The 25,829-nt window shown below is 41.7% G+C and carries 20 protein-coding genes and 1 riboswitch; of the genes, 15 read left to right on the top strand and 5 right to left on the bottom strand.

Translation table 11 applies throughout. The annotated features are described in order from the left end of the window. Window positions 1-78 precede the first annotated feature (78 nt). Complete coding sequence (locus tag AWT60_RS04210) at window positions 79-2,166, top strand: BglG family transcription antiterminator (protein ID WP_076840751.1); 2,088 nt, start codon at window positions 79-81, stop codon at window positions 2,164-2,166. Between the two features lie 16 nt (window positions 2,167-2,182). Here the strand turns inward: AWT60_RS04210 and AWT60_RS04205 are convergent, their stop codons facing one another. After that, window positions 2,183-2,821: a class I SAM-dependent methyltransferase gene (locus tag AWT60_RS04205; protein WP_226015161.1), complete on the bottom strand. Its 639-nt coding sequence runs from the start codon at window positions 2,819-2,821 to the stop codon at window positions 2,183-2,185. Between the two features lie 129 nt (window positions 2,822-2,950). On the opposite strand from AWT60_RS04205, the gene AWT60_RS04200 reads away from it, so the two are divergent. Both AWT60_RS04200 and AWT60_RS04195 read left to right on the top strand, forming a co-directional pair. Next, complete coding sequence (locus AWT60_RS04200) at window positions 2,951-3,820, top strand: SDR family oxidoreductase (RefSeq protein ID WP_218676931.1); 870 nt, start codon at window positions 2,951-2,953, stop codon at window positions 3,818-3,820. Between the two features lie 294 nt (window positions 3,821-4,114). Further along, window positions 4,115-4,537, top strand: a complete 423-nt coding sequence (locus AWT60_RS04195; RefSeq protein WP_076840753.1) for a pyridoxamine 5'-phosphate oxidase family protein — start codon at window positions 4,115-4,117, stop codon at window positions 4,535-4,537. 619 nt (window positions 4,538-5,156) lie between these two features. Here AWT60_RS04195 and AWT60_RS04190 read toward each other — a convergent pair. Both AWT60_RS04190 and AWT60_RS04185 read right to left on the bottom strand, forming a co-directional pair. After that, entirely contained in the window at window positions 5,157-5,339 is a 183-nt protein-coding gene (locus AWT60_RS04190) for a hypothetical protein (RefSeq protein WP_041106487.1), read from the bottom strand. A gap of 13 nt (window positions 5,340-5,352) precedes the next feature. After that, window positions 5,353-5,574: a hypothetical protein gene (locus tag AWT60_RS04185; RefSeq protein WP_076840754.1), complete on the bottom strand. Its 222-nt coding sequence runs from the start codon at window positions 5,572-5,574 to the stop codon at window positions 5,353-5,355. Window positions 5,575-5,732: 158 nt separating this feature from the next. On the opposite strand from AWT60_RS04185, the gene AWT60_RS04180 reads away from it, so the two are divergent. After that, window positions 5,733-7,982, top strand: coding sequence for a hypothetical protein (locus tag AWT60_RS04180; protein WP_226015163.1), 2,250 nt, complete (start codon window positions 5,733-5,735; stop codon window positions 7,980-7,982). A 75-nt stretch (window positions 7,983-8,057) separates the two neighbouring features. On the opposite strand, the gene AWT60_RS04175 is transcribed toward AWT60_RS04180, so the two are convergent. Further along, window positions 8,058-8,354, bottom strand: a complete 297-nt coding sequence (locus AWT60_RS04175) for a DUF3817 domain-containing protein (RefSeq protein WP_008347156.1) — start codon at window positions 8,352-8,354, stop codon at window positions 8,058-8,060. 129 nt (window positions 8,355-8,483) lie between these two features. Beyond that, window positions 8,484-9,158 carry a GntR family transcriptional regulator gene (locus AWT60_RS04170; RefSeq protein WP_218676929.1) on the bottom strand — a complete coding sequence of 225 codons (675 nt, stop codon included), beginning with the start codon at window positions 9,156-9,158 and terminating at the stop codon, window positions 8,484-8,486. A gap of 154 nt (window positions 9,159-9,312) precedes the next feature. Here AWT60_RS04170 and AWT60_RS04165 point away from each other — a divergent pair, with 154 nt between their 5' ends. The 11 genes from AWT60_RS04165 to AWT60_RS04115 all read left to right on the top strand — a co-directional run bounded on the left by AWT60_RS04165 (window position 9,313) and on the right by AWT60_RS04115 (window position 25,591). Then, complete coding sequence (locus AWT60_RS04165; protein WP_041089152.1) at window positions 9,313-10,140, top strand: AraC family ligand binding domain-containing protein; 828 nt, start codon at window positions 9,313-9,315, stop codon at window positions 10,138-10,140. Continuing rightward, window positions 10,137-11,069 (top strand): DMT family transporter, encoded by a 933-nt coding sequence (locus tag AWT60_RS04160; protein WP_218676928.1) that lies wholly within the window; start codon window positions 10,137-10,139, stop codon window positions 11,067-11,069. The genes AWT60_RS04165 and AWT60_RS04160 overlap by 4 nt, the downstream gene beginning before the upstream one ends. Window positions 11,070-11,167: 98 nt before the next feature. Beyond that, window positions 11,168-12,223, top strand: coding sequence for a tartrate dehydrogenase (locus AWT60_RS04155; RefSeq protein ID WP_135032882.1), 1,056 nt, complete (start codon window positions 11,168-11,170; stop codon window positions 12,221-12,223). A 72-nt stretch (window positions 12,224-12,295) separates the two neighbouring features. Beyond that, on the top strand, window positions 12,296-14,482 hold the full coding sequence (locus AWT60_RS04150; protein WP_034622892.1) for a DNA topoisomerase III: 2,187 nt from the start codon (window positions 12,296-12,298) through the stop codon (window positions 14,480-14,482). 197 nt (window positions 14,483-14,679) lie between these two features. After that, the gene (locus tag AWT60_RS04145) at window positions 14,680-15,762 is read left to right on the top strand and encodes a glycosyl hydrolase family 8 (RefSeq protein WP_218676927.1); all 1,083 of its coding nucleotides are present in this window, start codon (window positions 14,680-14,682) and stop codon (window positions 15,760-15,762) included. Further along, a complete protein-coding gene (locus AWT60_RS04140; RefSeq protein WP_163114277.1) occupies window positions 15,743-16,594 on the top strand; it encodes a diguanylate cyclase domain-containing protein in 852 nt (283 codons plus the stop codon). The genes AWT60_RS04145 and AWT60_RS04140 overlap by 20 nt, the downstream gene beginning before the upstream one ends. Further along, on the top strand, window positions 16,584-18,296 hold the full coding sequence (locus AWT60_RS04135; RefSeq protein ID WP_218676926.1) for a DUF2334 domain-containing protein: 1,713 nt from the start codon (window positions 16,584-16,586) through the stop codon (window positions 18,294-18,296). The genes AWT60_RS04140 and AWT60_RS04135 overlap by 11 nt, the downstream gene beginning before the upstream one ends. Window positions 18,297-18,333: 37 nt before the next feature. Beyond that, a complete protein-coding gene (locus AWT60_RS04130; protein WP_237727733.1) occupies window positions 18,334-19,557 on the top strand; it encodes a glycosyltransferase family 2 protein in 1,224 nt (407 codons plus the stop codon). A gap of 4 nt (window positions 19,558-19,561) precedes the next feature. After that, window positions 19,562-21,649 carry a cellulose biosynthesis cyclic di-GMP-binding regulatory protein BcsB gene (locus AWT60_RS04125; RefSeq protein WP_218676925.1) on the top strand — a complete coding sequence of 696 codons (2,088 nt, stop codon included), beginning with the start codon at window positions 19,562-19,564 and terminating at the stop codon, window positions 21,647-21,649. A 69-nt stretch (window positions 21,650-21,718) separates the two neighbouring features. Further along, window positions 21,719-21,863: riboswitch (cyclic di-AMP (ydaO/yuaA leader) on the top strand. Between the two features lie 112 nt (window positions 21,864-21,975). Beyond that, window positions 21,976-23,802 (top strand): APC family permease, encoded by a 1,827-nt coding sequence (locus tag AWT60_RS04120; RefSeq protein ID WP_024425576.1) that lies wholly within the window; start codon window positions 21,976-21,978, stop codon window positions 23,800-23,802. Window positions 23,803-23,869: 67 nt separating this feature from the next. Continuing rightward, window positions 23,870-25,591, top strand: a complete 1,722-nt coding sequence (locus AWT60_RS04115; protein ID WP_041106467.1) for a pyruvate oxidase — start codon at window positions 23,870-23,872, stop codon at window positions 25,589-25,591. Window positions 25,592-25,829: the final 238 nt, after the last annotated feature.

The following is a 25,829-nucleotide window of genomic DNA, read 5'->3' as shown; positions in this document are numbered from 1 at the left end:
TTAAGATTGCATCGCTCATTGAAAGCGTTTTATATTAAGGTGTGACAATAGACCTATTTATACAGAAGGAGGCATTTCATGTACATAACGGCACGAGAACAGAAAGTCATTAAATACATCATTCAGCAAAATCGTTATGTCACCATTCGTGAGATAGCCGATTCTGTTCAGGTGAGTACTAGAACGATCCATAGAGAACTAAAATCCATTAAACCAATATTAAAAGATTATCATCTTTCATTAGATAAACAGCCGGGGAAAGGTTTGAAGGCAGTCGGCGAACAGGAGGATAAACAGCGGCTTCTTGCTCATATGTCAAATGAGGATCAAATCGAATATAGTTCAGATGAACGAAAACTCTTAATCCTATGTGCGCTACTTGAAGCGAAGGAACCGGTGAAATTATACACACTCGCAGCTGACTTGCAGGTAACAAATGCGACGATCAGCTATGATTTAGATGAACTGACGGAGTGGATTGCTCCATACGGTTTGCAGCTTATCCGCAAGCGCGGGTACGGCATTGAATTAAAAGGGCCGGAGGAAGCAAAACGGAAAATTGTCGGCAATCTCATTGTTGACCGGCTCGACATTCAATTATTTTTAGAAACGATTGAAATGAATATCAAACATCGAACGAAAGCGACGGAAAAGGTGTTTGGCGTTGTCAGCAGAGGGCAGCTGCTTAAGGTAGAAAGGCTGCTCTTTCATTTGAAAGATCGACTGTCACTCTCCTTATCTGATAGTGCCTATATTGCACTTGTTGTTCACTTAACCTATGCTATCGAACGTATTCAGCTTGGGGAAACCATTCGAATGGAAGAGGAAGAGCTGCTGGAATTAAAGCGGACGAAGGAATTTGAATCATCACTTCGAATGGCAAGAGCACTTGAACGCATGTTTAATGTGGAAATTCCTGAAGCGGAGGTCGGTTATATGACCATCCATCTACGCAGTGCAAATCGCAGCTTTGGGGCAGAATACCGTATTGATGAAATTGAGCTGGATATAGCGCTGAGAACGAAAAAGCTCATTGATTTTATTTCAAATAAAACCGGCTATCATCTCAATGAAAATGATTCATTGTATGAGGGGCTCGTGTCTCATCTTGAGCCTGCCATGAACCGTCTAAAGGAAAAGATGAGAATCTATAATCCGCTCACACAACAAATAAAAAAAGACTACTTTTTGCTGTTTATGGCGATTGAAGAAGGAGTCGAGCGTTTCTTTCCAGAGATTGAATTTCCAGAGGATGAAATTGCCTTTCTTGTGCTTCACTTTGGCTCAGTGCTTGAAATCAAAAAAGAAGAAACAAAAATTCATGCGCTGGTTGTTTGCTCAAGCGGGATTGGTTCATCTAAAATGCTCGCCTCCCGGTTGAAAAAAGAACTGCCGGAGATCGCCAAATTCGATCTATCCTCCTTGATGGAGCTAAAGGAAATCGATGCATCGAGCTATGACATGATTGTCTCGACCGTTCCGATTCCATATGAGCATATCGATTACATTATGGTCAGCCCCCTTTTAAACGAGGATGATGCCATGCGTGTGAAGGCTCATATTAAACGGAAGATTCCTTATATCATCGAGAAAAAAAGAACAAAAGAATCTCCTAAAGAATTGGTGCAAGAAACTGTTGATATGATGGCGGTTGCAGAGCAGGTGACGAATTATATGTTTGTGATTCGCAGCATCTTGTCCCATTTTACCATCGAAAAAAGAAAGACGATGCCGCAGCATGATGACACCATCAGGCAACTGCTTCGTCAGCTTGAAGAGGAAGGGTTTATCATACATGCGGATGATGTAGCGGGCGGCCTTTTGGAACGTGAACAGCAAGGCGGCTTAGGCATACCTGGCACTAAATTTGCTCTTTATCATTTAAAACATACATTCATCAAGGAACCAATCTTTCATATTTACGATCTTGATCAGGCATACGAGGTTAAAAGCATGGATGGCGGGCAGCAGCAGATGTCACGAATGCTCATGATGCTTGCACCGCAAAAGCTGGGCAAGGAAGGATCAGAAATGTTTAGCCTGATCAGTTCATCCATCATTGAAAGTGAAGAAAGCATGGCGCTTTATGGACAAGGAACAAAGGAAGACATTGAACAGAAATTACATCAGCTTTTCTATCAATTTGTCAAAGAGGCAAAGTGGTAAGAAAAAGGCCGAGAGCTTAGTCGCTTCTCGGCTTTTTTGCTGTGACACAGACAGCAAGGGTGGGGCGAATTTCTTCATACTCAATAGAAAATTCGTCAAACCCTGCAAACTGCAAGTCATTTAATATGTTTTCACCCATCTCTTTTGTCCGATTGGTATCAGCTCCTTTTTCTCTTGGTTGCATCACAATAACGAGTGTTCCGCCTGGTTTCAAGGTGTGATAAAGATTGAGTAAGCCCGTTTTTGGATCATCCCAAATCGTAAAATTGTTAACAGACAGCACTTTGTCATACTGCTCTCCGGGAAGACGTGTTTTCTCGATTTTGCCGACATACAGACGAACCTGTTTGTCTTTTGCCCGTTTGCTGACGCGGGACTGTGCTTGCTCTTGCATGGTGGAAGAAGCATCAAGCCCATCAATGTGAAGATCTTGATAATGCTTGAGCATATGTTTGATACTGTAGCCGGGTCCATAGCCAATTTCCAGAATGTTTTCACCATCTGTCAAATCTAAGTGGCGGATGGCCCACTGATTCAATGCTTTATTTTCATTTGCCATAATGAGCCCAGCAATACTTCCGAGCCAGCCTTTTGGTCTGCTAAAGGTTTTCGAAATAGTAGACAGCATGTGAGAACGCTCCTTTTTGATGATCATGTAACCGATTTTCCTCCTCTTCAAACATGCTGATTTTCGGGAACACATCAGTACAGCTTCATGATGTTTGAGTGAAAAAATGAGGTGGTAATGAAAGGATACATCAACAAATCAAGGAGGAGCTTACACATGGATTTACGTAAATATTTAACAAATGGCATTCCGCGCCAAACGCAGGATCAGCAGCCAGGCAGTGAAAGAGAAATGAATCCAGCACCGATCTTTGAGGATGAATCATATCAAGGTTCTGGCAAGCTAAAAGGAAAAGTGGCCCTGATTACAGGCGGAGATAGTGGAATTGGACGGGCAGTATCTGTTGCCTATGCAAAGGAAGGTGCACATGTCGCCATTGTATATTTAAATGAACATGAGGATGCAGAGGATACGCAAAAATGTGTAGAACAGGAAGGCGTCAAATGCTTAACGATTGCAGGAGATGTCGGTGACGAAGCCTTTTGTGAGAAAGCAGTAGAAAAAACAGTTGAAGCCTTTGGTCAATTAGACATTTTAGTAAATAATGCGGCTGAACAGCATCCGCAAGAACGTATTCAAGATATTTCGAGTGAACAGCTTCATCAAACCTTTAGAACCAACTTCTATTCCTATTTCTATTTTACGAAAAAGGCTCTGGATTATTTAAAACCGGGAAGCTCCATCATTAATACAACATCCATTAACCCATATCGGGGTAACCCAGTGCTGATTGATTATACGGCGACAAAAGGAGCCATTAACGGCTTTACGCGTTCTATGGCACAATCGCTTGTGAAAGATGGGATTCGGGTGAACGGTGTAGCGCCAGGTCCAATTTGGACGCCGCTCATTCCATCTACATTTGATGAAGACAGTGTGGAAAGCTTCGGAGCAGAAACTCCGATGGGAAGACCAGGACAGCCTGTTGAGCATGTCGGCTGCTTTGTCCTGCTGGCTTCTGACGAATCGTCTTATATGACAGGACAAACACTTCATGTCAATGGCGGTTCCTTTATGAATACATGATCTACCGCGGCACCGCCCAGCTTTGATTGGGCGGTGTTTTTAGTATTTCTTGCGATTCTTCTGCACAGATATGACAGACCATACGATAATGCCTACAACAACTGCCGCAATGACAAGTGAACTCAAATGGAACATCGTTTCATGATGCATGTTCAATTTCTCCCTTCATTGAACCTGTTTTCTATAGCATCAGCCAGAAGGTCTCTTTTTATGAAAAACACATTTCTTTGTTTAATGAATGGGCTGTCGTGGAAACCTAAGCATACGGATGAAATTTTGAAGGAGTGAAACGATATGTCTCAAGAAGAATTAAAACAAAAGGTATTAAACCTGTTAGATGAACAAAAGGTGGGAACACTAGCGACTGTTGAACAGGATAAGCCGCATACCCGCTATATGACTTTTTTTCATGAAGGTTTGACGTTATATACACCAACGAGTAAAGAAACACATAAAGCAGAAGAAATTGAAAAAAATCCGAAAGTTCATATTCTCATTGGATATTCAGGCGAAGGATTCGGTGATACGTATGCAGAGATTGCAGGCACCGCAACATTAACCGACGATCCGGAACTGATTGACCGTCTTTGGTCTGATGAGATGGAGAAATGGTTTAAAGGAAAAGAGGATCCGAATCTAGTGATTCTGAAGATTGAGCCAACCTCCATTCGTTATATGAATGAAGGAAGCCGTACTCCAGCAGAATTATCACTTTAACACTTGCGTAAGCAGGGGGAATGTGTTATAGTTTTATATTAGTGTTGAAATAAGCAAATAAATAAAGAAAGTAAACTTTCTTTTTTCTATGACATAATGAGAAGCAATAGAGCTTCTACTTGATAAGAACGAGACGCTGTCAAAGCGAACAAACTTATTCTTTTCCTTCTGCACCCGCCCCCCTATAAAAGCGGAAGAATGGAAAAAAGACGTTTTGATTTACAATTCACACTGGCACGGCTTCGGAGCCGTAAGGACGAATGAGAGGTAGGGCTTTCGTTGTCTTGTTATCCAGAACTTCCATGGCGTTTACTTTCAAACGTAGGTTCACTCGGAACACATATGACACACTGATATGATCGAATCTTAATTCATACACTCCGTAACGGAGATTAAACATTGATTATTTATTTGCATGAAAAGAGTAAGGAACAGGCTGCCATCTATTTGGCAGCCTTTTTCATTAGGGCAAACAATAGGAACCCGAAACCAATAAGCCCAAGAAAAGGGAAGATGAAGATACAAACCAATCGCATAGCGTCCGCCCCAAAAGGGTTTGACATTAACAGCAGACCGATAAATGCACAAATAATCAGAGTGAATAAAGCGAGCTTCATGATCATTTACTTCGTCCTTTCTTCTGATACTGCCAAATCCGCTCAATAAAAAAGAACATGACCGCAAACAAAATAGAAAACATGAACATGTCCAGCATTGTCACGCCTCTATTTGGGTGCACAAGACCAAACCAAACGAATTGCAGCACAAAAGAGATCGCAAAATATAGAATCAATTTTTTCATCATTGTCCTCTTTTCACTTCTTTTTTTGACCCTTAAGCCACATCAGCCAAATGATGAAGGAACCAATCACACATGAGAGCAAAGTGACAGGCGGCAAGGTGTGCCAGCTAGTCAGCAGCCCCTTTACAAAACACATATAAAAAAAGAAAATGGAAATGGATACGAGTACCCATTGCTTGAACCAGCGAGGGACACGCAGCCAAGCTGCTAGAATGATTGATGATAGCTTATCCAATGAGATAACTCCTTTTTTGAATCTGATTGGATTTTATCGTAAACAACAAAGTTTGTAAAATATGGATTTTAGAGGCTTTGATGGTATTCTTCTAGCATGAAACATTTTCGCTGTACTGACGTATAAGTGAAAGGAACCTCATGAAAGGAAGCGATCAAGTGAAAAGAGTACCAGTCATCTTCCTCAGATATATTGTCTTCTTTATTCCAGCAATCATTCTCAGTGTCTTGGTGTGGAACCATTACCAAGATGATTTATCAGATGGGAAAGTAACAGAGTATGACGTCAAAGGAATGTTTACTTTTGATGAAGGAAAACGAGTGGTGAGTGCTGTATCAAAAGACCAGCAGCTCCATTTTGCAATGTATGATCCTCAATCAGGAAAAAGAATCAGTGAATGGACCACAGAAAGTGATACGTTTCATGAAATGCTGCCATCCATTCAAGGAAACAATCTCTTACTGGCTTTAAAAAATAAAGACGGAAAGCTGTTGATCGAGAAACTAACACCAAGCGGAAAAAAGAAAGAGCTCGTTCAAAATAACCTGCAGATTCCCTCATTTTTAAAAACGAATACATACCAATGGAATGGACGGCTCGTATTTACAGGAGAAATGGAAGGCGCTGCTGCGGTCATCGGTGAGTTGAAGAATGGTCAGTTTCATGTGCACAATCTGAACGACCTAAAGCTGCCAGCAAGACCCGTTTCCATCGATGTCGTCATGAATTCTTTTAGAGGGCAGACGCCAATTCCTATATTTGAAGTAACTTTGAAAAATGATCAGAAGGCGTATGTCAGCGGAATCTCAAACGAGAAGCATCAGCTTGGGGTTTATGTCTCCAAAAACGCTGAACCGTTTAGCCTTGTAGAAGATACAGTTGAGCAGCGGCTGCAAAAAACGATTGGATCATCACAAAACTTTGCTGTCGCCGTGGAATCGGAATATCCAAAAAGGGCAAGGAAAGTGAATGCAGAGGGAAGGCTTGAAGAAGTCGTTCCAACACCAAAGCCAATTTACCAAACGAATGTGTACCAGCTTAATGAAGAAGAAGTTCTTCTGGCAGGCTCGACAGCAAAGGACGAAGCAAAAGGCAAACTGACTGGTTATATTTATAATCATCGCACGAATAAGGCGACGTCTGCCAGCAAGCTTTTGCAGTCGTTTTCATATGAATCTTTACAAAAAGAAGGGCTCTCTTTCAATAAAAATGTGAAGAGCGACTGGCTCTATTATTCATTTGACAATCAATTAACGGGTGCTTTTGAGACGAAAAGCAAAGAGCTAAAGGAATTTCCTTTGCAAAAGGTCATCTCAATTGAAAACGCCAGTCCAGCCCACCAAACGTCTGTTGATACCTTTACGCAATATGTAATGAAGGGCGGACCGCTCATTCTTAACTGGGCGATATGGATCTTGATCCCGCTATTATTATTTGTGCTAGCGATCTTCCTGCCGCCGATTTTAAGACTGGTGAGGAGAAACAAGATAAAGGACAGTGTCACATTAGAAGCCAATATTGTGTCTGTTAAAGAAACGGGCACCTACATTAACGAACAGCCAGTTGTCAGCATGCGGCTTCAATTTGAATATGAAGGGCAGCGCATAGAAAAGACGGTTAAAACGGTTGTATCCTACACCCAGATACCGCAGCCGGGACAGCGTATTGTCATTCACTATGATCCGAAGAAGAAAAAGGCAATGCTCTTAAAAGAAGGTGACTTCTCGCAGCCAAGTCAGCCAAAGTTCATCAAAGGCGCTGTTTTAAGAAATATAGAATCATATGGAACCGTAGGACGAGGTACTGTCTTATCACTCACATTTGAATTGGATCAGAAAACGTATATCATTCCAATGATTCAAGCCGCTGGTTTTGAATTTACAACAGGAGAAAAAGCCGATCTCGTCGACATCAACGGCCAGCTCAAAATGGCAGCCTATGGCCATGAAGTGCGGAATCGATCGGGTAAAGATGTGACGTTAACAGGAACGATCCAGCGTGTGAAGCAATATCCAATGGCCATCCATGAACAAAAGCCTATTCAGCTTGATGTGACGGTTTCAAACGGAGATGAGTCCATCACAAAAACGGTTAGCCAGTTTATCCCTGATCATATGCAGGTCGCAGCGGGCACTCAAATCACGATCCAGACAAAGAAAGAAGAGCTGGATAGAGAAATGGGTCTCATGCAAGAGAAACAAGGAAGTGCAAAAGTGACCAATGTTGAATTTGCGGGCGTCATCGGCAATCTGCCGTTAGCGATCATTCAGGTTGAGAGAAATGGCATGATGTATGAAGTGAAACAGCCAATCGATCCAATCACTAGCGTCTTGCCTGGTGATGAATTATGGGTGGCGTATCACGACATGACGCGTCGAGCAGCCATTGTGAAATATGCATCAATATAAAAAAGCGTTCCTTTATCAGGACGCTTCAGCGTGAAGACTAAGGGCTAAAACGAATGTCGTTTTAGCCCTTTTTGATTAAGCTTTTGTATCATATTGGCGGAGCACCTTATCGTAGGCGAAGTTACCGAAAGGAATGAAAGCCGCAAAAAAACCAGCGATGGACCATTTCAAATGCCAGCGAACTTTAAAAGTCACATATGCCAAAATAAGCATATAGATGACAAACAATGCGCCATGAAGAGAGCCTACAATAGTGACTGCCATCGGAATATCCGCAAAATATTTTAGAGGCATGGCAATTAAAAGAAGGGTTAAAAGAGACATACCCTCAATAAAACCCGCCTGTCGAAGACGGCTAATACTTGTATGCATATACAAATCCTCCTGTATAAAAGCTAGTTTCTCATCTTCTAATATAAACGAAAGATCGTCTGGACATGCTGAAATCTACGAAAAATTCAAAATATGTTCATGGAATGCTTAAAAAATGGGAAAAGTCCTTTACTCTTTGTTTGTTTTAGAGAGTACTTGCTTTAAGTGCATGACATCATGTAATAAATGCTCCCTCATTGCTTGAACCGCTTCTGTGGAGCGGCGCTCTTTTATTTCAGAATAGATGGCTGCATGCTCCCTTTGAATGGTTTCAGCACGAGCCCCGCCGCTAAAATGGAAGATGCGGCAATAGTGAATGAGTGCATTCACGTGATTCAATTGTTTGGATAAACGGTCATTGTGACTCGCTAAAATGATTTTTTGGTGAAAGGCTTCATGTAACTGGACGATCTCTTTAGATGGCAGCTGCTGCTTGATCGCTTCGCCTGCCTGCGTGAGAACCTGCTCAATTTCAGCCATTTCTCTTTGCGAGGCTTCCTTACAGGCAAGCTCAACAGCAAGTGTTTCTAAGGCCGCCCGAATTTGATAAAGCTCCTCAACATCTTTTTCTGTTAACGTATAGACGGAATAGCCTGAGCGATGATCCGCGATTAAAAGCTCGTCTTTCTCTAACAGCCTCATGGCCTCTCTTACCGGTGATCGGCTTACGCCAAATTGCTTGGCAAGCTGTGTCTCATTGATGCGCTCCCCTGGTTGAAACTGGCCATCAAAAATCATTTGCTTCAGCTGTTCATAAAATTGCATGTGATACGGTATTGGTCTTTCCATCTCGAATGAATTCATCCCATCATTCCCTCTTTTGTACATCATCTTTTGTCTCATGTTATCCAAGTTTTTCCCTCTAGGCAAGCCTGTATCGAAAAGTCAATATCGTACAATCCAAGAGAAAAAGGGTGTGCTACACTAATGATGAGTTCAGTGAAAAGAGGGGATCGACATGAGAACATTAGAGGAACGAACAGTCCATTTTGACCAGGACTTGCAAATAGAGGCGTATCGCTTTCATGCCATCATCAAAAAGTTCCCAAAACATTTTCATACATACTATGTGATTGGATTTATTGAAGGCGGTCAAAGACGTATGTTCTGCCAAAATCAAGAATACATCATTGGAAAAGGAGATATCCTTCTTTTCAATCCGTACGATAATCACGGATGTGAACAATTTGATCACAAGCCGCTAGATTATCGCAGCTTAAATATTGAACCAGAGTTGCTGGAGAAGATCTTTCAGCACAAGCCGCATTTTAAAGCCCCTGTGGTTTCACAAAGTGAACTAGCAAAGCAATTATATGATCTTCATCAAATGATTACAGAAGAAGCTCCTGCTTTGAATAAACAGGAAGCCTTTTACTTTTTGATGAAGCAGTTGATCGAAACCTATTCTGATACACCAGAGGAAAAAGCATCAGCAGCCAATGCCAATGCCAATGAACAAAAAGTCCAAGACGTACAGCAATATATTGAAACACATCTCACGGAAAATATATCGTTAGATGACTTAGGTGAGCTCGTGTCCATGAACAAATATTCATTGCTGCGTGCTTTTACAAAGTTCAGAGGAATTACGCCGTATCGTTATTTACAGACAATCAGGGTGAACTATGCGAAGGAGCTTCTCGCCCAAGGAATGAAGCCAATAGATGTAGCTGCTGCCGCTGGATTTTCTGATCAAAGTCATTTGACTCATTTCTTTTCGGAATTTATTGGGCTTACGCCAGGGCAGTATCAGCAAATTTTTGAAAAGCAGGTAACAGCAAAATGAAAAATAAACAGCTTCTTGGTCATCTAGCAGCCATGTTCACCATTTTTTTATGGGGATCTACCTTTATATCAACCAAAATATTATTAACGGCTTTTTCTCCAACAGAGATTTTATTTTTTCGTTTTTTCCTTGGGTACCTTACCCTGATGATCATTTATCCAGTCACCATGAAGGTGCAGCGTAGAAAGCATGAAGGGATGTTTGCGCTCGCAGGGTTATGCGGTGTGGTCTTATACTATTTTTTAGAAAATGTTGCACTTACCTATACGTTCGCTTCGAATGCAGGTGTCATCAGCTCCGTTGTCCCTTTTTTCTCTTTTCTATTGTCTTATTTTTTATTAAAAGATGAGCCGCTGCACAGCCGATTTTTCATAGGCTTTTTCATCGCGATGATGGGAATTGTACTGATTAGCTTTAATGGGATGACGACGTTCCAATTGAATCCGCTCGGTGATGCTTTAGCATTTATGGCTACCATCGTCTGGGCATTTTATTCCATTTTATCGAAGATGATCAACCAATATGGCTACCATATCATTCAGGTAACAAGGCGTGTCTTCTTTTATGGACTGCTATGGATGATTCCACTGATCTGGCATTTTAAAATTCGTTTAGACTGGGAACGATTGACGAATCCATCGTTTGCCTTCCACTTGCTGTTTTTAGGCGTCTTTGCATCTGCTATTTGTTTTCTGACATGGAGCTTTTCCGTGAAGACGATCGGTGTGGTGAAATCAAGTGTGTATATTTATGGAGTGCCCATTATTACGATGGTCATTTCAATAATCGTTCTTCACGAGAGATTGACCCTCATGTCTGCGCTTGGAACGGCACTGACCTTAGGAGGCTTGCTGCTTTCAGATAAAAAAAGTACGGGAAAAAAGAAACAGAAGCCCCGTGTGCTGATGCAGGATAAAAAGGCGCTTTGATCAAAAAAGCGTCTTTTATCCATTGTAAGAACAGACACTCTCTAGTAAACTCGAATTAAATGGTCGACGGTCGACCGATGACGAAGGGGGAAAAATCAATGAAGCATGTTTCAATTGCAGCAATACCAGGAGACGGGGTTGGAAAGGAAGTTGTACCTGAAGCCATCCGAGTTTTGAAAGCGGTATCAGATGTGCATGGCGGTCTGTCTTTCACCTTTCAGGATTTTCCGTGGAGCTGTGAATATTATTTAGAGCATGGCGAAATGATGCCAAAGGATGGATTGGAACAACTGAAAGCCTTTGACAGCATTTTCTTAGGGGCAGTCGGAGATGCCAATTTAGTGCCGGATCATGTATCGCTTTGGGGATTGCTGATTAAAATTAGACGTGAATTTGAGCAGGTGATTAACGTTAGACCTGCAAAACAGCTGAGCGGTATTCGCTCCCCGCTTGCTCAGCCAAAGGATTTCGATCTTCTTGTTGTAAGAGAAAACGGTGAAGGTGAATATAGTGAAATCGGGGGCCGCATCTATCAAGGGGAAGATCAGCTTGCCATTCAAAATGCTGTTTTCTCCAGAAAAGGGACAGAGCGAGCCATGCGCTTTGCTTTTCAATTAGCAGAAAAAAGACGAAAGCATGTGACAAGTGCAACCAAATCGAATGGAATCGTTCATACAATGCCATTTTGGGATGAAGTGTTTCAAGACGTAGCAAAGGATTATCCAGAGGTGACAGCAGACTCGCAGCACATTGATGCGCTCTCAGCCTTCTTTGTGACAAGACCAGAGAAATTCGATGTGATTGTTGCCAGCAATTTATTTGGCGATATTTTAACTGATCTTGGGGCTGCGATTATGGGAAGTATTGGCGTGGCGCCTGCCGCCAACATCAATGTGAATGGCAAATATCCATCCATGTTTGAGCCTGTACACGGATCAGCCCCAGACATTGCAGGAAAAGGAATCGCCAACCCAATCGGTCAAATTTGGACCGCTAAACTCATGCTTGATCATTTCGGTGAGGAAGAACTGGGTACACACCTGCTCGAAATCATCGAATCAGTCACAGCAGACGGCTTTTTAACGGCAGACATCGGCGGGGCTTATCAAACACAAGCAATCACAAACGAAATCATCACGCGCTTGAAGAAATAATCCGTCATTAGAACCGCATCTCCAAGTCTGCTATAATAAAAGGATGGATAGAAGAAAGAGATGTGAAATCTAGTGTCAAAAACAGTTGTATTAGCAGAGAAACCTTCAGTAGGACGTGACTTAGCACGTGTACTGAAGTGTCATAAAAAAGGAAATGGTTTTTTAGAAGGAGATCAATACATTGTAACGTGGGCCCTTGGCCATTTGGTCACACTGGCTGATCCAGAAGGCTACGGAAAAGAATTTCAATCCTGGCGTTTAGAGGATTTGCCGATCATTCCAGAGCCGCTAAAGCTTGTCGTCATGAAAAAGACAGGCAAACAATTTCAAGCAGTAAAAGCACAGCTTGCAAGAAAAGATGTAAAAGACATTGTCATCGCAACAGATGCTGGACGTGAAGGGGAGCTTGTCGCAAGATGGATTCTTGAAAAAGCGCATGTGAAAAAGCCCCTAAAACGACTATGGATCTCATCTGTTACGGACAAAGCCATTCAAGAAGGCTTCAAACGACTAAAAGACGGCAGAGAATATGATAATCTGTATCGCTCAGCGGTTGCACGTGCAGAGGCAGACTGGATTGTAGGGATCAACGCAACAAGAGCGCTGACGACCAAATTCAATGCACAGCTTTCCTGCGGACGGGTACAAACACCAACGATTGCCATGATCGCCAAACGAGAAGAAGACATTCAGCAATTCCAGCCGAAGCCGTTTTATGGAATGACTGCACAAGTAGATGGACTCACCTTGACGTGGCAGGATGCCAAAACAAAGCAAAACCGCACATTCCAAGAGAATGCCATAAAAGAGCGTTTGGCAGGCTGCAAAGGAAAACCAGCAGTGATCGATGCATTGAAAAAAACAGCGAAAAAAGCTTTTGCTCCAGGGCTGTACGACCTCACTGAATTGCAGCGTGATGCGCATAAACGCTACGGCTTCTCAGCGAAAGAAACCTTGTCTACGCTTCAGCGGTTGTATGAGCAGCATAAGCTTGTGACATATCCGCGTACAGATTCACGATTTATTTCAGCGGATATCGTTCCTACATTAAAAGATCGATTAAAAGGAATGAATGTCAGACCGTACGCTCAGCATGTGAACCGCATTTTACAATCAGGTGTGAAAGCGCACAAAGGCTTCGTCAACGATGCAAAAGTGTCAGATCACCATGCGATCATTCCAACCGAGGAAGAGCTGTATCCTGGTGCATTAAGTGATAAAGAGCGTAAATTGTATGATCTTATTGCCAAACGATTCCTTGCTGTACTCATGAATCCTTTTGAATACGAGGAAACAACGGTGATCGCCAAAATAGGCAGTGAAACATTCACAGCAAAAGGAAAAACCGTGCAATCAGCCGGCTGGAAAGCCGTGTATGATGAATCCTATGAAGACGAGGAATCAGCCGAAGCAGATCAGCATCTGCCGGTACTTTCTGAAGGGCAATCACTAGAAGTGCGCCAGCTGAAAGAAACAAAAGGAGAAACGAAACCTCCTGCTCGTTTTAATGAAGCAACCTTGCTATCTGCTATGGAGAACCCAGCGGCATTTATGCAGAATCAGGAAAAGGACTTAGTGAAAACCCTTGGTGAAACAGGCGGACTAGGGACAGTAGCCACAAGAGCCGATATCATTGAAAAACTGTTCAACAGCTTCTTAATCGAGAAAAAGGGCAAAGATATTTTCATCACATCGAAAGGGAAGCAGCTGCTCTCCTTAGTGCCTGAAGACTTAAAGTCTCCAGCATTAACAGCAGAGTGGGAACAAAAGCTTTCTAAAATCGCAAAAGGACAGCTGAAGGCTTCTCAATTCATGAGTGAAATGAAGTCCTATGCAAAACAAGCCGTATCTGAAATCAAACAGACGAACCAAACCTTTAAGCATGACAATGTCACTGGCACCCATTGTCCCGACTGCGGAAAACTTATGCTGAAAGTAAATGGAAAACATGGCACAATGCTCGTGTGCCAAGACCGAGAATGCGGCCACCGTAAAAATGTGGCGAAGAAAACAAACGCACGCTGCCCGAACTGCCATAAAAAGCTCGAGCTGCGCGGAGAAGGCGATGGCAAAATCTTCGCTTGTGTGTGCGGCCATAGAGAAAAACTGTCTGTTTTCGAAAAACGTAAATCACAATCCAATCAAAAGAGAGCCAGTAAGCATGATGTGTCTAAATATATGAAGAAACAAAAGAAAGTGGAAGAACCAATCAATAACGCACTAGCTGAGCAATTAAAGAAATTAAAATTAGATCAATAGTATTATAAAAACCCATGCGGAAACGCATGGGTTTTCCAATGTAATCAAGCATATCGACATATTGTTTTTCTGAAAATGGGAATGTCTATGCGAAAAGACTCGTAATTTGGTATAAAATATTTATTTAAATTTAAACAGAAACAACCTATAATAAATCGTTGGAATGCTAAGAGAACGGGAGTTGAAAGGGGACACGAATGGATACACCCATACATCGCATAGGTATTGTTTTACTCATTGTCATTCTACTAGGCGGATGTACCTGGAAGCAGCAGAAGGAATCAGCTTATCCAGTATCACCACAGCCTGTATTGCCTGGAGAATATTTTATTACTCATCACCTCATGACAGATCAAGGCATGATTCGCACTTCATTTGCAGAGCAGCATATCTACTTATCTGAATCGCTTGGGCTTTGGATGGATTATCTTGTTCGAAAAAAAGACCAAAATTCGTTTGACCAACAATTTGGTGTCCTGCAAGATGAATTTTTACTAGACCATCATCTTCTCAGCTGGCAAATCGAATCTGATCAAAAAAGTAAAGCCAATGCCTTGGTTGATGATTTACGGGTAGTGGCGGCACTTCAAAAGGCAGATCGTTTATGGAAGAATGCAGCGTATCAAACCACAGCAAAAGAAATCGCACAAGCGTTAAAAGACAAAAATATGTATAGAGGCATCTTGTCCGATTATTATGATGCATCAACAAATCGAACTTCACACACAATCACACTCTCATATTTAGACCCAAAAGCAATCAAAGAATTGGAATCCCTCAAAATATTCACGAAACAAATGACGAGTAACCAATTGACCATTCTAAAACAAGCACCGAGAAAAAAAGGATTCTTTCCTAAATCCTATGACATAAAGAAAAAAGCCTATTCATTTGATCGAGAAATCAATATGATTGATCAACTCTATACGGCTCTACATGCCGATCGTGCAAAGGTGAGTACGTCCGCGATCATGAAATGGCTTAAAACGACTTTTAAAAAAGAAGGAAAGCTGTACGGTAGATATAAACTGAGCACATTGCAGCCAGCAGTGACGTATGAATCGCCTTCTGTATATGCGCTGGTCATCTTGTATGCTCTTAAACGAAACGAACCGGAATTCGCAAAAGAGGTGTATGACCGCATGAAAGAATTACAAATTCAAGATCCTCTCAAGGATGATTATGGAGGGTACATGAACGAAAAAGACACACACTCATTTGACAATTTATTGCCTCTCATTGCAGAAAGGGAGCTTTTTAATGAATCGGTTATTCAGTAATACGTATCGTTTATACTATTCTCTGCTCCTCACGTTTGCAGGTCTTATTTTGTTTATGGGCTACCTTGGCGTACATGATGCAGAGAGCTTTTTGATGATTACACTGACTTTTGTCGTGTTAGGATGCGGGATTTTATTTGGCATCTTACCAGCATTAATTTTTACCTTGCTGATGCTGTTCTTTATAGGAAGTGCTATGTTCTTTACAGAGCTTGGCCACACAAACCCTTTCTTTTCCAATCAAACATTGCAAGATGTGGTGATTTGGGGCGCAGCCCTACTCTTTTTCGCGATTTCAGCAGGAAGCTTGCATGAGCGGATCAAGACGATGCGGCAAACCATTGAACAACAAAAGCAGGCGATGAAACAATTTGTGGCGATTGACTCGACCACTGGATTTGACAATGCAGAACGGATGAGGCTGGAATTGTCTGAGGAAATGAAACGGGCAGAACGTTACAAACAGCCATTCGTTTTTATCCTTCTTCACATCCATTATGCAGCAGAATTCAAATCGTTATATGGAGAAAAAGAAATGCAGCACCTATTTCAGCAATTAAGTAACAAGATTCGCGAAAGTGTCAGAGAAACCGATAAGAAATTTCGATTATCTGAAGAACGAATAGGCCTGCTGCTTACTCACACACCAGAAGAAAATGTCTCTGTCGTCCTTGAGAAGCTAAAGGATAAATTGAAAAAGCATGTGCTGTTAAACGGCCGTGAAGTCACCTTGACATTTCATGTCTGTCATTTAACAAGCAGTTCGGAGTATCGCACGCCAGAACAATTTTTAGAAGAACTAGAAAAAGAGATGATGATGAATGAACTTTAATTCTTTAATGAAATGCTGTTTGATGATTGCTCTTTTTTTGATTCTTTCGTTTCAATATATGGCTTCAGCCGACGCTCTTGCCAAGCCAGATACCCTGATCGTTTATTCGACAGAATCAGGAGAAGCGACTCCAGCAGTGCATATGCTGGATCTACTCGCCGGACATTTTTCCCAACAGACGACGATTGTATCTGATGAACATTTGGCTGAAAAGAAGATCAGCGCATTTCAGCAAGTCATCTATCTAGGTGAAATAAAGAGAACCTTACCAAAACAGACCATTCGTGTAATGAACGAAGCACAGAAGATCATAGCCATTGGATACAATGCGGACCAGCTGCGCCCATTTTCCAAGCTTACTTTTCATAAACAAGAACACACGAGTCAAATCAAATATACAGATGATAAAGCATACCGTCAGCTAGAGAAAAAGATTATTGCGTTAACGGTTCAAGGGGCAGACTTGCAAAGAGAATTTCTATTGAAGAAGCATGAAGCTGATCTTCCATTTGTGATTCAAACAAAGGAAGGTGCGGCCTATATTGGACTCTTAAATGTCGTGCAGCACAGCGAGCTTCTTGCAGAAGTGCTAGAAAAACACCTGCCTTCTTCTAATCAGCTGACCACAAAGTACTTAAGGATTGGGAACATCAGTCCTGTCACTGACGAAAAGAAGCTGCTTGAGCTTGGACAATATGTATCCACTCGGCATATCCCGTTTCTGATAGCGGTAACCCCTGTTTGGGTGGATCGAACAACAGGCGATGAAGTGACACTGAGTGACCGCCCGAAGCTCGTAAAAGTGTTAAAACAATTGCAAAGCGATGGAGCCAGCATTATTCTTCATGGATTTAGCCGTACGTATCGAACAGAGGATTCTGGTCAGGACTTTGAGTTCTGGGATGCAAAGAATGATCAGTCCATTACGTCAAATGACCCAAAAAAAGTCGAGAAGAAGCAAAGAGAAAGCCATTTTTCGAATGAAAAAGACTTCCATGCTTATACGAGATCGAATCAGCAGCAAGAAACCATCTATACAGAAGAAAAACTGACAAAAGGCATTGAGTTTCTTGCGCAGCAAGGTCTCTATCCACTGGCATTCGAGGTGCCGCATGATGCCATATCTCAACAAGGCTATGAAGTGATATCAAGGCATGTGTCCAGTCTGTTTGGACAGGTACAGCTGTCGGACCATACTTGGAAAACAGCCGGTGCTCCGCCGTTCGTGACGAAGCCCGCCATGCTTCATGGCATGACCTTATATCCTCAGCAATCAGTAGAGCCAGCGTCTGACCAAGAAGGTTCAAATATTTTAACAGAACAAAAGATTCAATCCATCCAGCATCTTCAATCAGCCGCAATCGGGCTGTCCTATGATGTGGAATCGGGAATAACTGGATTGCAGAATCTGATGACGCTGATGGATGCAATTCCTTCTAGTGAATGGCTGGATTTAAAGAAAACAAAACAAACAGTCCAAACACCACATGTACAAATCAAAACATCAGGGAATGGACATATTCAAGTAGAACAATCCAATAGAGCAGAAACCAAAACAGTTAAACGAAGCGGCATGGAAAATATGCTGCGAATTCTCACAGTCGTGGTGATGCTGTTTATTGCGGCATTTGCTTTTTACACATTGTATTTAAGGCTGACAATGAAAAAACGAATTTTTAAGGAGAGAAAATTAGGTGGCTGATGTCTTATTTTATCTTTCATTAATATTGATTTGGATCATGCTCCTATACCACATGTTTCTCATGCAGGGCGGCTTTCAGCACTACCTGACCTACGAAAAAGTGCTGCCTGAATGGACGAAACAAGGGAAAGAACTGCCGACCGTCAGCATTCTGATTCCTGCACATAATGAAGAAGTTGTCATCCGGCAAACGCTAAAAGCAATGGTCCAGCTATCCTATCCTAAACATCTCCTTGAAATCATTGTGATTAATGACAATTCCTCTGATGGAACAGGGGACATCGTGCAGTCATTCAGTGAACAATATGATCATGTCCATATGATTGAAACGAAGCCGCCATTTGCAGGAAAGGGAAAATCCACTGCACTGAATGAAGGCTTAAAGGCTTCAACAGGAGAAGTTATCTGCGTATACGATGCAGATAACATGCCCGAACAAAAGGCCGTCTATCATTTGGTTCTTGGTTTATTGAATGACCCAAAAGCAGGCGCTGTTGTCGGGAAATTCAGGGTCATCAATGCAGCCAAAAATCTCCTGACCAAATTTATTAATATTGAGACCATCTGCTTCCAATGGATGGCGCAGGGCGGAAGATGGAAGTGGTTTGGCATTGCGACAATACCGGGCACCAACTTCGCCATCCGCCGGCACATTTTAGAAGAGCTTGGCGGCTGGGATGTTCATGCGCTGGCTGAGGACACCGAATTAACGATTCGTGTCTATAACCTTGGCTATGTCATTCGATTTTTCCCGGCTGCGATTACATGGGAACAAGAGCCTGAGACGTGGAAGGTCTGGTGGCGGCAAAGAACGCGCTGGGCTCGAGGCAATCAATATGTTGTACTCAAATTTTTAAAACAGTTTATGAAGCTGAAACGAAAACGAATGATTTTTGATTTGTTTTATTTCTTCTTTACGTATTTCTTATTTTTCTTCGGTGTCCTGCTCTCAAATGGGATCTTTATCGTGAACCTATTTGTTGACCTTCACTTATCTGTAGGAGCTGTTGCACTGATCCTGTGGGGATTGGCCTTCTTCCTCTTTCTAACAGAAGTGATGATTACACTAAGTATTGAGAAAACAGAGCTCACCAAACAAAATATACTCATTGTGGCGCTCATGTACTTCACTTATTCTCAAGTATGGATTGCGCTAGTCGTGTACTCCTTATGTGTAGAGGTAAAGAGCCGTCTATTCAAACAAGAAGTAAAATGGTACAAAACTGAGCGATACGATCAACAACAAAAGAAAAGCGGGTGACAAATTGAAATCGGTAAAATGGATGATTTTTATATTGATGATATCCCTTGCCATTCAGCCTTTTTTCATGGCGGGTCAAGCAATGGCACAATCAAATCGAGTACAAGTGAAAGATGACTGGATTCGCTCGTCAAAAGGAAGTCAAACAGAAACGCAAGCATTATCAGAAGATGTAGTGACCTTGTATGGACAAGAAGACCGCACTGAATTTTCCTATCAAATAGAGAAAGAAAAAGTAGAGTCTAGCATTCTTACATTGAATATAGAGGCATCACCATTACTCATTTCGCCATCATCGTTCACAGTCATGATTGATGGAGAAATTGAAAAAACCATTCCTGTAACAGGGAAAAACCAAAAGAAGTCGATTCAAATCAAATTGAGCAAATCGCAATTGAAAAAAGGTTCTCATCAAATTCAGCTCGCATTTTATGGCGTGTTAAAAGAAGGTGTGTGTATCAACCAAGAGACACCTGCCAACTGGCTGAAAGTATATCCGGAAAGTGAGCTGGCTTTCAAAGGAACTCAAACGAAAGACGTGACGCTAGACAGCTTCCCTTCACCTTTCATTCAAACTGGTGATCAGAAAGAACAAACAGATATTGTGATTCCAAATTCACCGGAAGCAGCTGAATTAGAAGCGGCTATGAAAGTATACCGTACGTTGAAAAACAAAGACCGCCAAGCAGACCTCAAAATTGTCCAAGAAAAGGACCTCAAGCAAATCGCGCATCCAACCATTGCTGTGGGAGCAAAAGGAAACTGGGATGGACGAGTGAAATCGATCGAGCAAGCTGCGAAAATGAAAACAGCAAGTGATCAGCTCACACTAGCGGTGAGAACCTTGACAGGAAAGAAAAAAGAACAGCCCATTTTATTTGTCACTGCTGAACAGCCAAAAACAATTGCTGAAAAAATCAATGTCCTGACTCAACCAGAACTGACTGGTCAGCTCACTGGTAGCGATTTACTGCTTCAAAAGGTTACGGCTAAAGCATCAAAACCATCTCATCAAATTCGTTTAAAAGATTTCGGTGGAGAGGATGTCACAGTTGGAACCAAAAAGACGTCGTCTGAACATTACTATTATCCGAAGGCATTGATCGCTAATCAAAAATCAGGTGCAAAGCTAAATCTATCATTTAAAAAATCTGATACAGCGAACAAGTCGGAACGCTTAACAGTCATGATGAATAACGAGCCGCACGATGTACCGTTAACAAAACTAGGAAACAAAGATGAGAATGGATTCTATCATGTGTCAATTCCAGTAGATTCACAAGTACTCCAAAAGAACGAATATATTGATTTGCAATTTGTTACTACAGGCTTTAAAAACATGGAATCCTGCAGACATACGGATGAAGAAGGCTGGATTTACATTGATAAGAATAGCTCTCTTCAAATACCAGAAGGTACGACTAGTGATACACCGGATTTAGCCGCATGGCCGCTTCCTTTCACATCAAAAACGCAGCAAGGAAAAACATTGATCATCATGCCAGATCAAATCAAGCAAGAAACGATCAATCAAATGGCGATGCTGACAGAATCATTTAGTCAGCCGGAAGCTGCCCAATATCATTTGATTAAAGCTTCAAATGTGACAAATGATCAATTGAAAGATCACTCTCTCATTTTCATCGGGGGCATTCAAACGTTCTCTCTTTTAAAAGAAAAGGCAGGCGATCTCATCGTTCCAGTAAAAAAGGATCAGTATGATGTATCCTCCTTTGGCATGATCAACGAAACGACTGCTCGAATTGTATGGACGCAGCCATCTGTATGGAATAAAGAACAGACAATGACCGTCTTTTCAGGAATGAATGCAGCTGATGCTGATCTTTCACATGAAGTGCTTCATTTCCTGCAAACAAATACGGAAACGGCAACAGTCGCAATCGAGAGCAGAAACAAAGACATGTTCTCTAATCATCAAACGGTCAGCAGCACAACAAATGATCTCCAAAAAGATGAAAAGCAAGGCATCGATGATTCTTGGATTTACTTTGCATGTATCGCTGTGCTGATTATTTTTGTGGTCGGGCTGATTATTTATTTCCTGCGAAAAAACCGCAATAAGACTGATTGATAAACGATCAAAAGACCATGAAAAAATGTCTTTACTTTGGTGTCAAACGGGAGTATGATCTCTTTTATAAAAGACCAATCGCTGAATCATTTCGATGAGCGGGGGAACCATTAGTGGTGCAAGACACCACATGGGGTGAATCCTTTTTAGGTAGGGCAAAGTCTCATGCGCCCGAATCCGTCAGCTAACCTCGTAAGCGTTAAAGAGAGCAAAGACCAACCTGTGATCTAAACAATAGACGCAGGGGCATTCTATTGCCTCTGTGTCTTTTTGGCGATCCATCTTTTGTAACATAAAACGTTTGACACTAAAGGAGCGGGCATCACATGTACAGTTTGATGAAGCGTATTTTAATTGGGAAACCATTAAAATCACAGGCAGCAGGAGAACAAAAACTATCAAAAATCAAAGCATTGGCATTATTGTCATCAGACGCATTGTCATCCGTTGCATACGGTACAGAACAAATCTTGATTGTTCTTTCAGTCGTTAGTGCAGCTGCATTTTGGTACTCACTCCCGATTGCAGGTTGTGTATTAATTCTTTTAATGGCGTTAATTTTATCTTACCGTCAAATTATTTATGCTTATCCAGAAGGCGGAGGGGCCTATGTTGTCTCTAGCAGAAACTTAGGTGAAAAACCAGGACTGGTCGCTGGCGGATCATTGCTTGTAGATTATATTTTGACTGTAGCAGTGAGCATATCAGCGGGTACTGATGCCATCACATCGGCTTTTCCGGCACTATATCCATATCATGTGTTGATTTCAATTGTATTGGTCATCTTGATTATGGTGCTTAACCTTCGTGGATTGACAGAATCAGCATCTATTTTGGCTTATCCCGTATACTTGTTTGTATTATCACTCCTTATACTAATTGGAGTCGGAGGCTTTAAATTATTAACAGGAGGCATCCCGCCAGCACCTGAGCATACAGCGATCGGCACACATGTACCTGGCATTACATTATTTCTTTTATTAAAAGCATTTTCGTCTGGCTGTTCAGCACTGACTGGGGTAGAAGCCATTTCAAATACCATTCCATCTTTTAAAAAACCAGCTGCACAAAATGCAGCGAGAACATTATTGATGATGGGTGGATTACTAGCTGTTTTATTTGTGGGTGTAACATTGCTTGCGTTTGGTTTTGGCATCTCACCAAAGCCAGAAGAAACGGTTGTATCACAAATTGCATCAGATACATTTGGACGTACATTTTTCTATTATGTCATTCAGGCTGTCACAGCTTTAATCTTGATATTAGCGGCAAACACCGGTTTTTCCGCCTTTCCTTTATTGGCGGTCAACTTAGCAAAGGATAAATATATGCCGCGCATGTTTACTGTAAGAGGGGATCGACTCGGTTACTCTAATGGCATTATCTTTTTAGGTGTAGCTTCTATGCTGCTCATTTGGTTATTTGATGGGAAAACGGAACACCTCATTCCGCTATATGCCGTCGGTGTATTTATTCCATTTACGTTGTCACAGACCGGTATGTGTGTGAAGTGGATTCGTGAAAAACCGCAGGGCTGGAAAACGAAAATGCCTATCAATATAGTCGGAGCACTGATTTCTTTCACCGTTCTCATGATTCTCATTTTGACCAAGTTCCATCTTGTATGGCCAGTATTTGTTTTCATGCCAATTGTGCTATTGATCTTTCATTCCATTAAAAAGCATTATCTGTCTGTTGGAGAACAATTGCGTTTAATGAATGAAACAGAGCCTGTTGAGATAAAAGGAAATGTGGTCATCGTGCCAATAGCAGGAGTAACACGTGTCGTCGAGCAATCTGTTCAATATGCAAAATCCTTATCAGAGCAAGTCATAGCAGTTCATGTATCTTTTGATAAAGAAAAAGATAAGAAAATTGAAGCGGATTGGGAAAAACTGAACAGCGGTGTGCGGCTTGTGATATTGCATTCGTCTTATCGAAGTCTTATTCATCCGCTTGATAAATTTCTTGAAACGGTTGAGGCAAAAGCAAATGCGCATCAATATAAAGTGATGGTGCTTGTGCCTCAATTTATCCCGAAAAAAAGATGGCATACGATCTTGCATAACCAATCTGCCTTTTTATTAAGGTTCCGTCTATTATGGAAACGGGATATTGTGGTCGCCACCCTTCCATATCATTTTAAAAAGTAGCAGCAAGTTGAAACGTTTGATCAAAAGGGTGCGGTGGTATGGAGTAAGAAAAAAGGAGTTTTCTCACATGCCGCAAAGAACCGCAGGAAAAGAAGTAACAGCGCTACTGGAAGAGTGGGGCGTAAAACATATTTATGGAATGCCCGGCGACAGCATAAACGAATTGATTGAAGAGCTTAGGCATGAATCAAGCCAAATACAATTTATACAAACGAGACATGAAGAAGTGGCGGCACTCTCAGCGGCGGCTGATGCCAAACTAACAGGTAAGCTCGGTGTCTGCTTATCCATCGCTGGACCGGGTGCTGTCCACTTATTAAATGGACTATACGATGCAAAAGCAGATGGCGCACCCGTTTTAGCAATTGCAGGGCAGGTTGCGTCGAATGAAGTAGGAAGAGACACATTTCAAGAAATCAAATTAGAGCGGATGTTTGACGACGTCGCTGTCTTTAATCAGCAGGTACAAACAGCAGAAGCTCTGCCTGATTTATTGAATCAAGCCATTAAAGCAGCTTATACCCATAAAGGGGTGGCTGTTCTCACCGTATCAGATGACTTATTTTCTCAAAAAATTAAGCGTAAGCCTGTTTATACATCTCCTCTTTATGTTGAGGGAGAGGTACGGCCAAAGAAAGATCAACTGCTAAAGGCAGCACAGCTAATTAACAATGCGAAGAAGCCAGTCATCTTAGCAGGTAAAGGATTACGAAATGCAAAAGAAGAGCTTCTTTCATTTGCAGAAAAGGCTGCTGCACCTATTGTCATCACACTTCCTGCAAAAGGGGTTGTACCAGACAGGCATCCATACTTTTTAGGAAACCTAGGTCAAATTGGAACGAAGCCAGCTTATGAAGCGATGGAAGAGTGTGATCTCTTAATTATGCTTGGAACTTCCTTTCCGTATAGAGACTACTTACCAGAGGACACACCTGCCATTCAACTGGATATTAAACCAGATCAAATCGGTAAAAGATATCCAGTAGACGTAGGAATCGTGAGTGACAGCAAGAGTGGTTTGCAGGAACTGACCTCCTACATTGAATATAAAGAGCAGCGTGGTTTCCTTGAAGCTTGTACAGAGCATATGATGAAATGGCGAGAAGAAATGGATAAGGAAAAATCCGTTGCCACATCACCGCTTAAACCGCAGCAAGTCATTGCTAGACTAGAAGAAGCAGTCGAAGACGACGCCATTCTTTCTGTTGATGTAGGGAATGTGACCGTATGGATGGCACGACATTTCGAAATGAAACAGCAGGATTTCATCATTTCCAGCTGGCTTGCCACAATGGGCTGTGGTTTGCCTGGAGCGATCTCTGCTAAGTTAAATGAACCGAATCGTCAAGCGGTTGCTGTCTGTGGTGATGGTGGCTTCACAATGGTCATGCAAGACTTTGTGACAGCGGTAAAATATAAACTGCCAATCGTTGTTGTGATCTTAAACAACAACAACCTTGGAATGATTGAATATGAACAACAGGTAAAAGGAAACATCAATTATGGTATAGAGCTGGAAGATATTGATTTTGCTAAGTTTGCAGAAGCATGCGGCGGCAAAGGAATCTCCGTGTCATCACATGAAGAACTAGCTCCAGCTTTTAGTGAAGCCCTTCAATCTGATAAACCCGTCATTATTGATGTTGCTGTCACCAATGAACCGCCGTTACCTGGGAAAATTACGTACACACAAGCAGCCGGTTTTAGTAAGTACTTACTGAAAAAATTCTTTGAAAAAGGCGAGCTGGATATCCCTCCACTCAAGAAAAGTTTAAAACGCTTTTTCTAAACAAAATGTAGTCGGTCCTCTCAAAAGAGGACTGACTTTTTTGTGATGAAAGAAAAAATATTTCAATTATCACTTGTTTTATTTCCTCTAAAAATATATGGAAATTATTTTTGTAACTTAAAGCCTATTTTTCCAATTCGCTGAGAAAGGTAAAATAGACTTTATGATCAATAATGGAGGGAGTGACTTCTTCTGGGCAAGATACTTGATGCAAAAGCACTAACAAGTGCCATGGACA

The sequence above is a fragment of the Bacillus sp. F2HM genome, assembly GCF_019266135.1.
GTDB lineage: Bacteria > Bacillota > Bacilli > Bacillales > Bacillaceae > Bacillus > Bacillus safensis.
Note: the sequence above shows the minus strand (reverse complement) of the source record. Positions and strands in the feature narration are given on the sequence as shown.

Excerpts from the sequence above, each read along its gene's own strand:
- AWT60_RS04130 (WP_237727733.1), top strand. The coding sequence starts at position 18,334 with ATGCTCCTATACCACATGTTTCTCATGCAGGGCGGCTTTCAGCACTAC.
- AWT60_RS04120 (WP_024425576.1), top strand. The coding sequence starts at position 21,976 with ATGTACAGTTTGATGAAGCGTATTTTAATTGGGAAACCATTAAAATCA.
- AWT60_RS04135 (WP_218676926.1), top strand. The coding sequence starts at position 16,584 with ATGAACTTTAATTCTTTAATGAAATGCTGTTTGATGATTGCTCTTTTT.
- AWT60_RS04165 (WP_041089152.1), top strand. The coding sequence starts at position 9,313 with ATGAGAACATTAGAGGAACGAACAGTCCATTTTGACCAGGACTTGCAA.
- AWT60_RS04200 (WP_218676931.1), top strand. The coding sequence starts at position 2,951 with ATGGATTTACGTAAATATTTAACAAATGGCATTCCGCGCCAAACGCAG.
- AWT60_RS04195 (WP_076840753.1), top strand. The coding sequence starts at position 4,115 with ATGTCTCAAGAAGAATTAAAACAAAAGGTATTAAACCTGTTAGATGAA.
- AWT60_RS04205 (WP_226015161.1), bottom strand. The coding sequence starts at position 2,821 with ATGATCATCAAAAAGGAGCGTTCTCACATGCTGTCTACTATTTCGAAA.
- AWT60_RS04160 (WP_218676928.1), top strand. The coding sequence starts at position 10,137 with ATGAAAAATAAACAGCTTCTTGGTCATCTAGCAGCCATGTTCACCATT.
- AWT60_RS04140 (WP_163114277.1), top strand. The coding sequence starts at position 15,743 with ATGAATCGGTTATTCAGTAATACGTATCGTTTATACTATTCTCTGCTC.
- AWT60_RS04115 (WP_041106467.1), top strand. The coding sequence starts at position 23,870 with ATGCCGCAAAGAACCGCAGGAAAAGAAGTAACAGCGCTACTGGAAGAG.
- AWT60_RS04145 (WP_218676927.1), top strand. The coding sequence starts at position 14,680 with ATGGATACACCCATACATCGCATAGGTATTGTTTTACTCATTGTCATT.
- AWT60_RS04175 (WP_008347156.1), bottom strand. The coding sequence starts at position 8,354 with ATGCATACAAGTATTAGCCGTCTTCGACAGGCGGGTTTTATTGAGGGT.
- AWT60_RS04190 (WP_041106487.1), bottom strand. The coding sequence starts at position 5,339 with ATGAAAAAATTGATTCTATATTTTGCGATCTCTTTTGTGCTGCAATTC.
- AWT60_RS04155 (WP_135032882.1), top strand. The coding sequence starts at position 11,168 with ATGAAGCATGTTTCAATTGCAGCAATACCAGGAGACGGGGTTGGAAAG.
- AWT60_RS04210 (WP_076840751.1), top strand. The coding sequence starts at position 79 with ATGTACATAACGGCACGAGAACAGAAAGTCATTAAATACATCATTCAG.
- AWT60_RS04170 (WP_218676929.1), bottom strand. The coding sequence starts at position 9,158 with ATGAATTCATTCGAGATGGAAAGACCAATACCGTATCACATGCAATTT.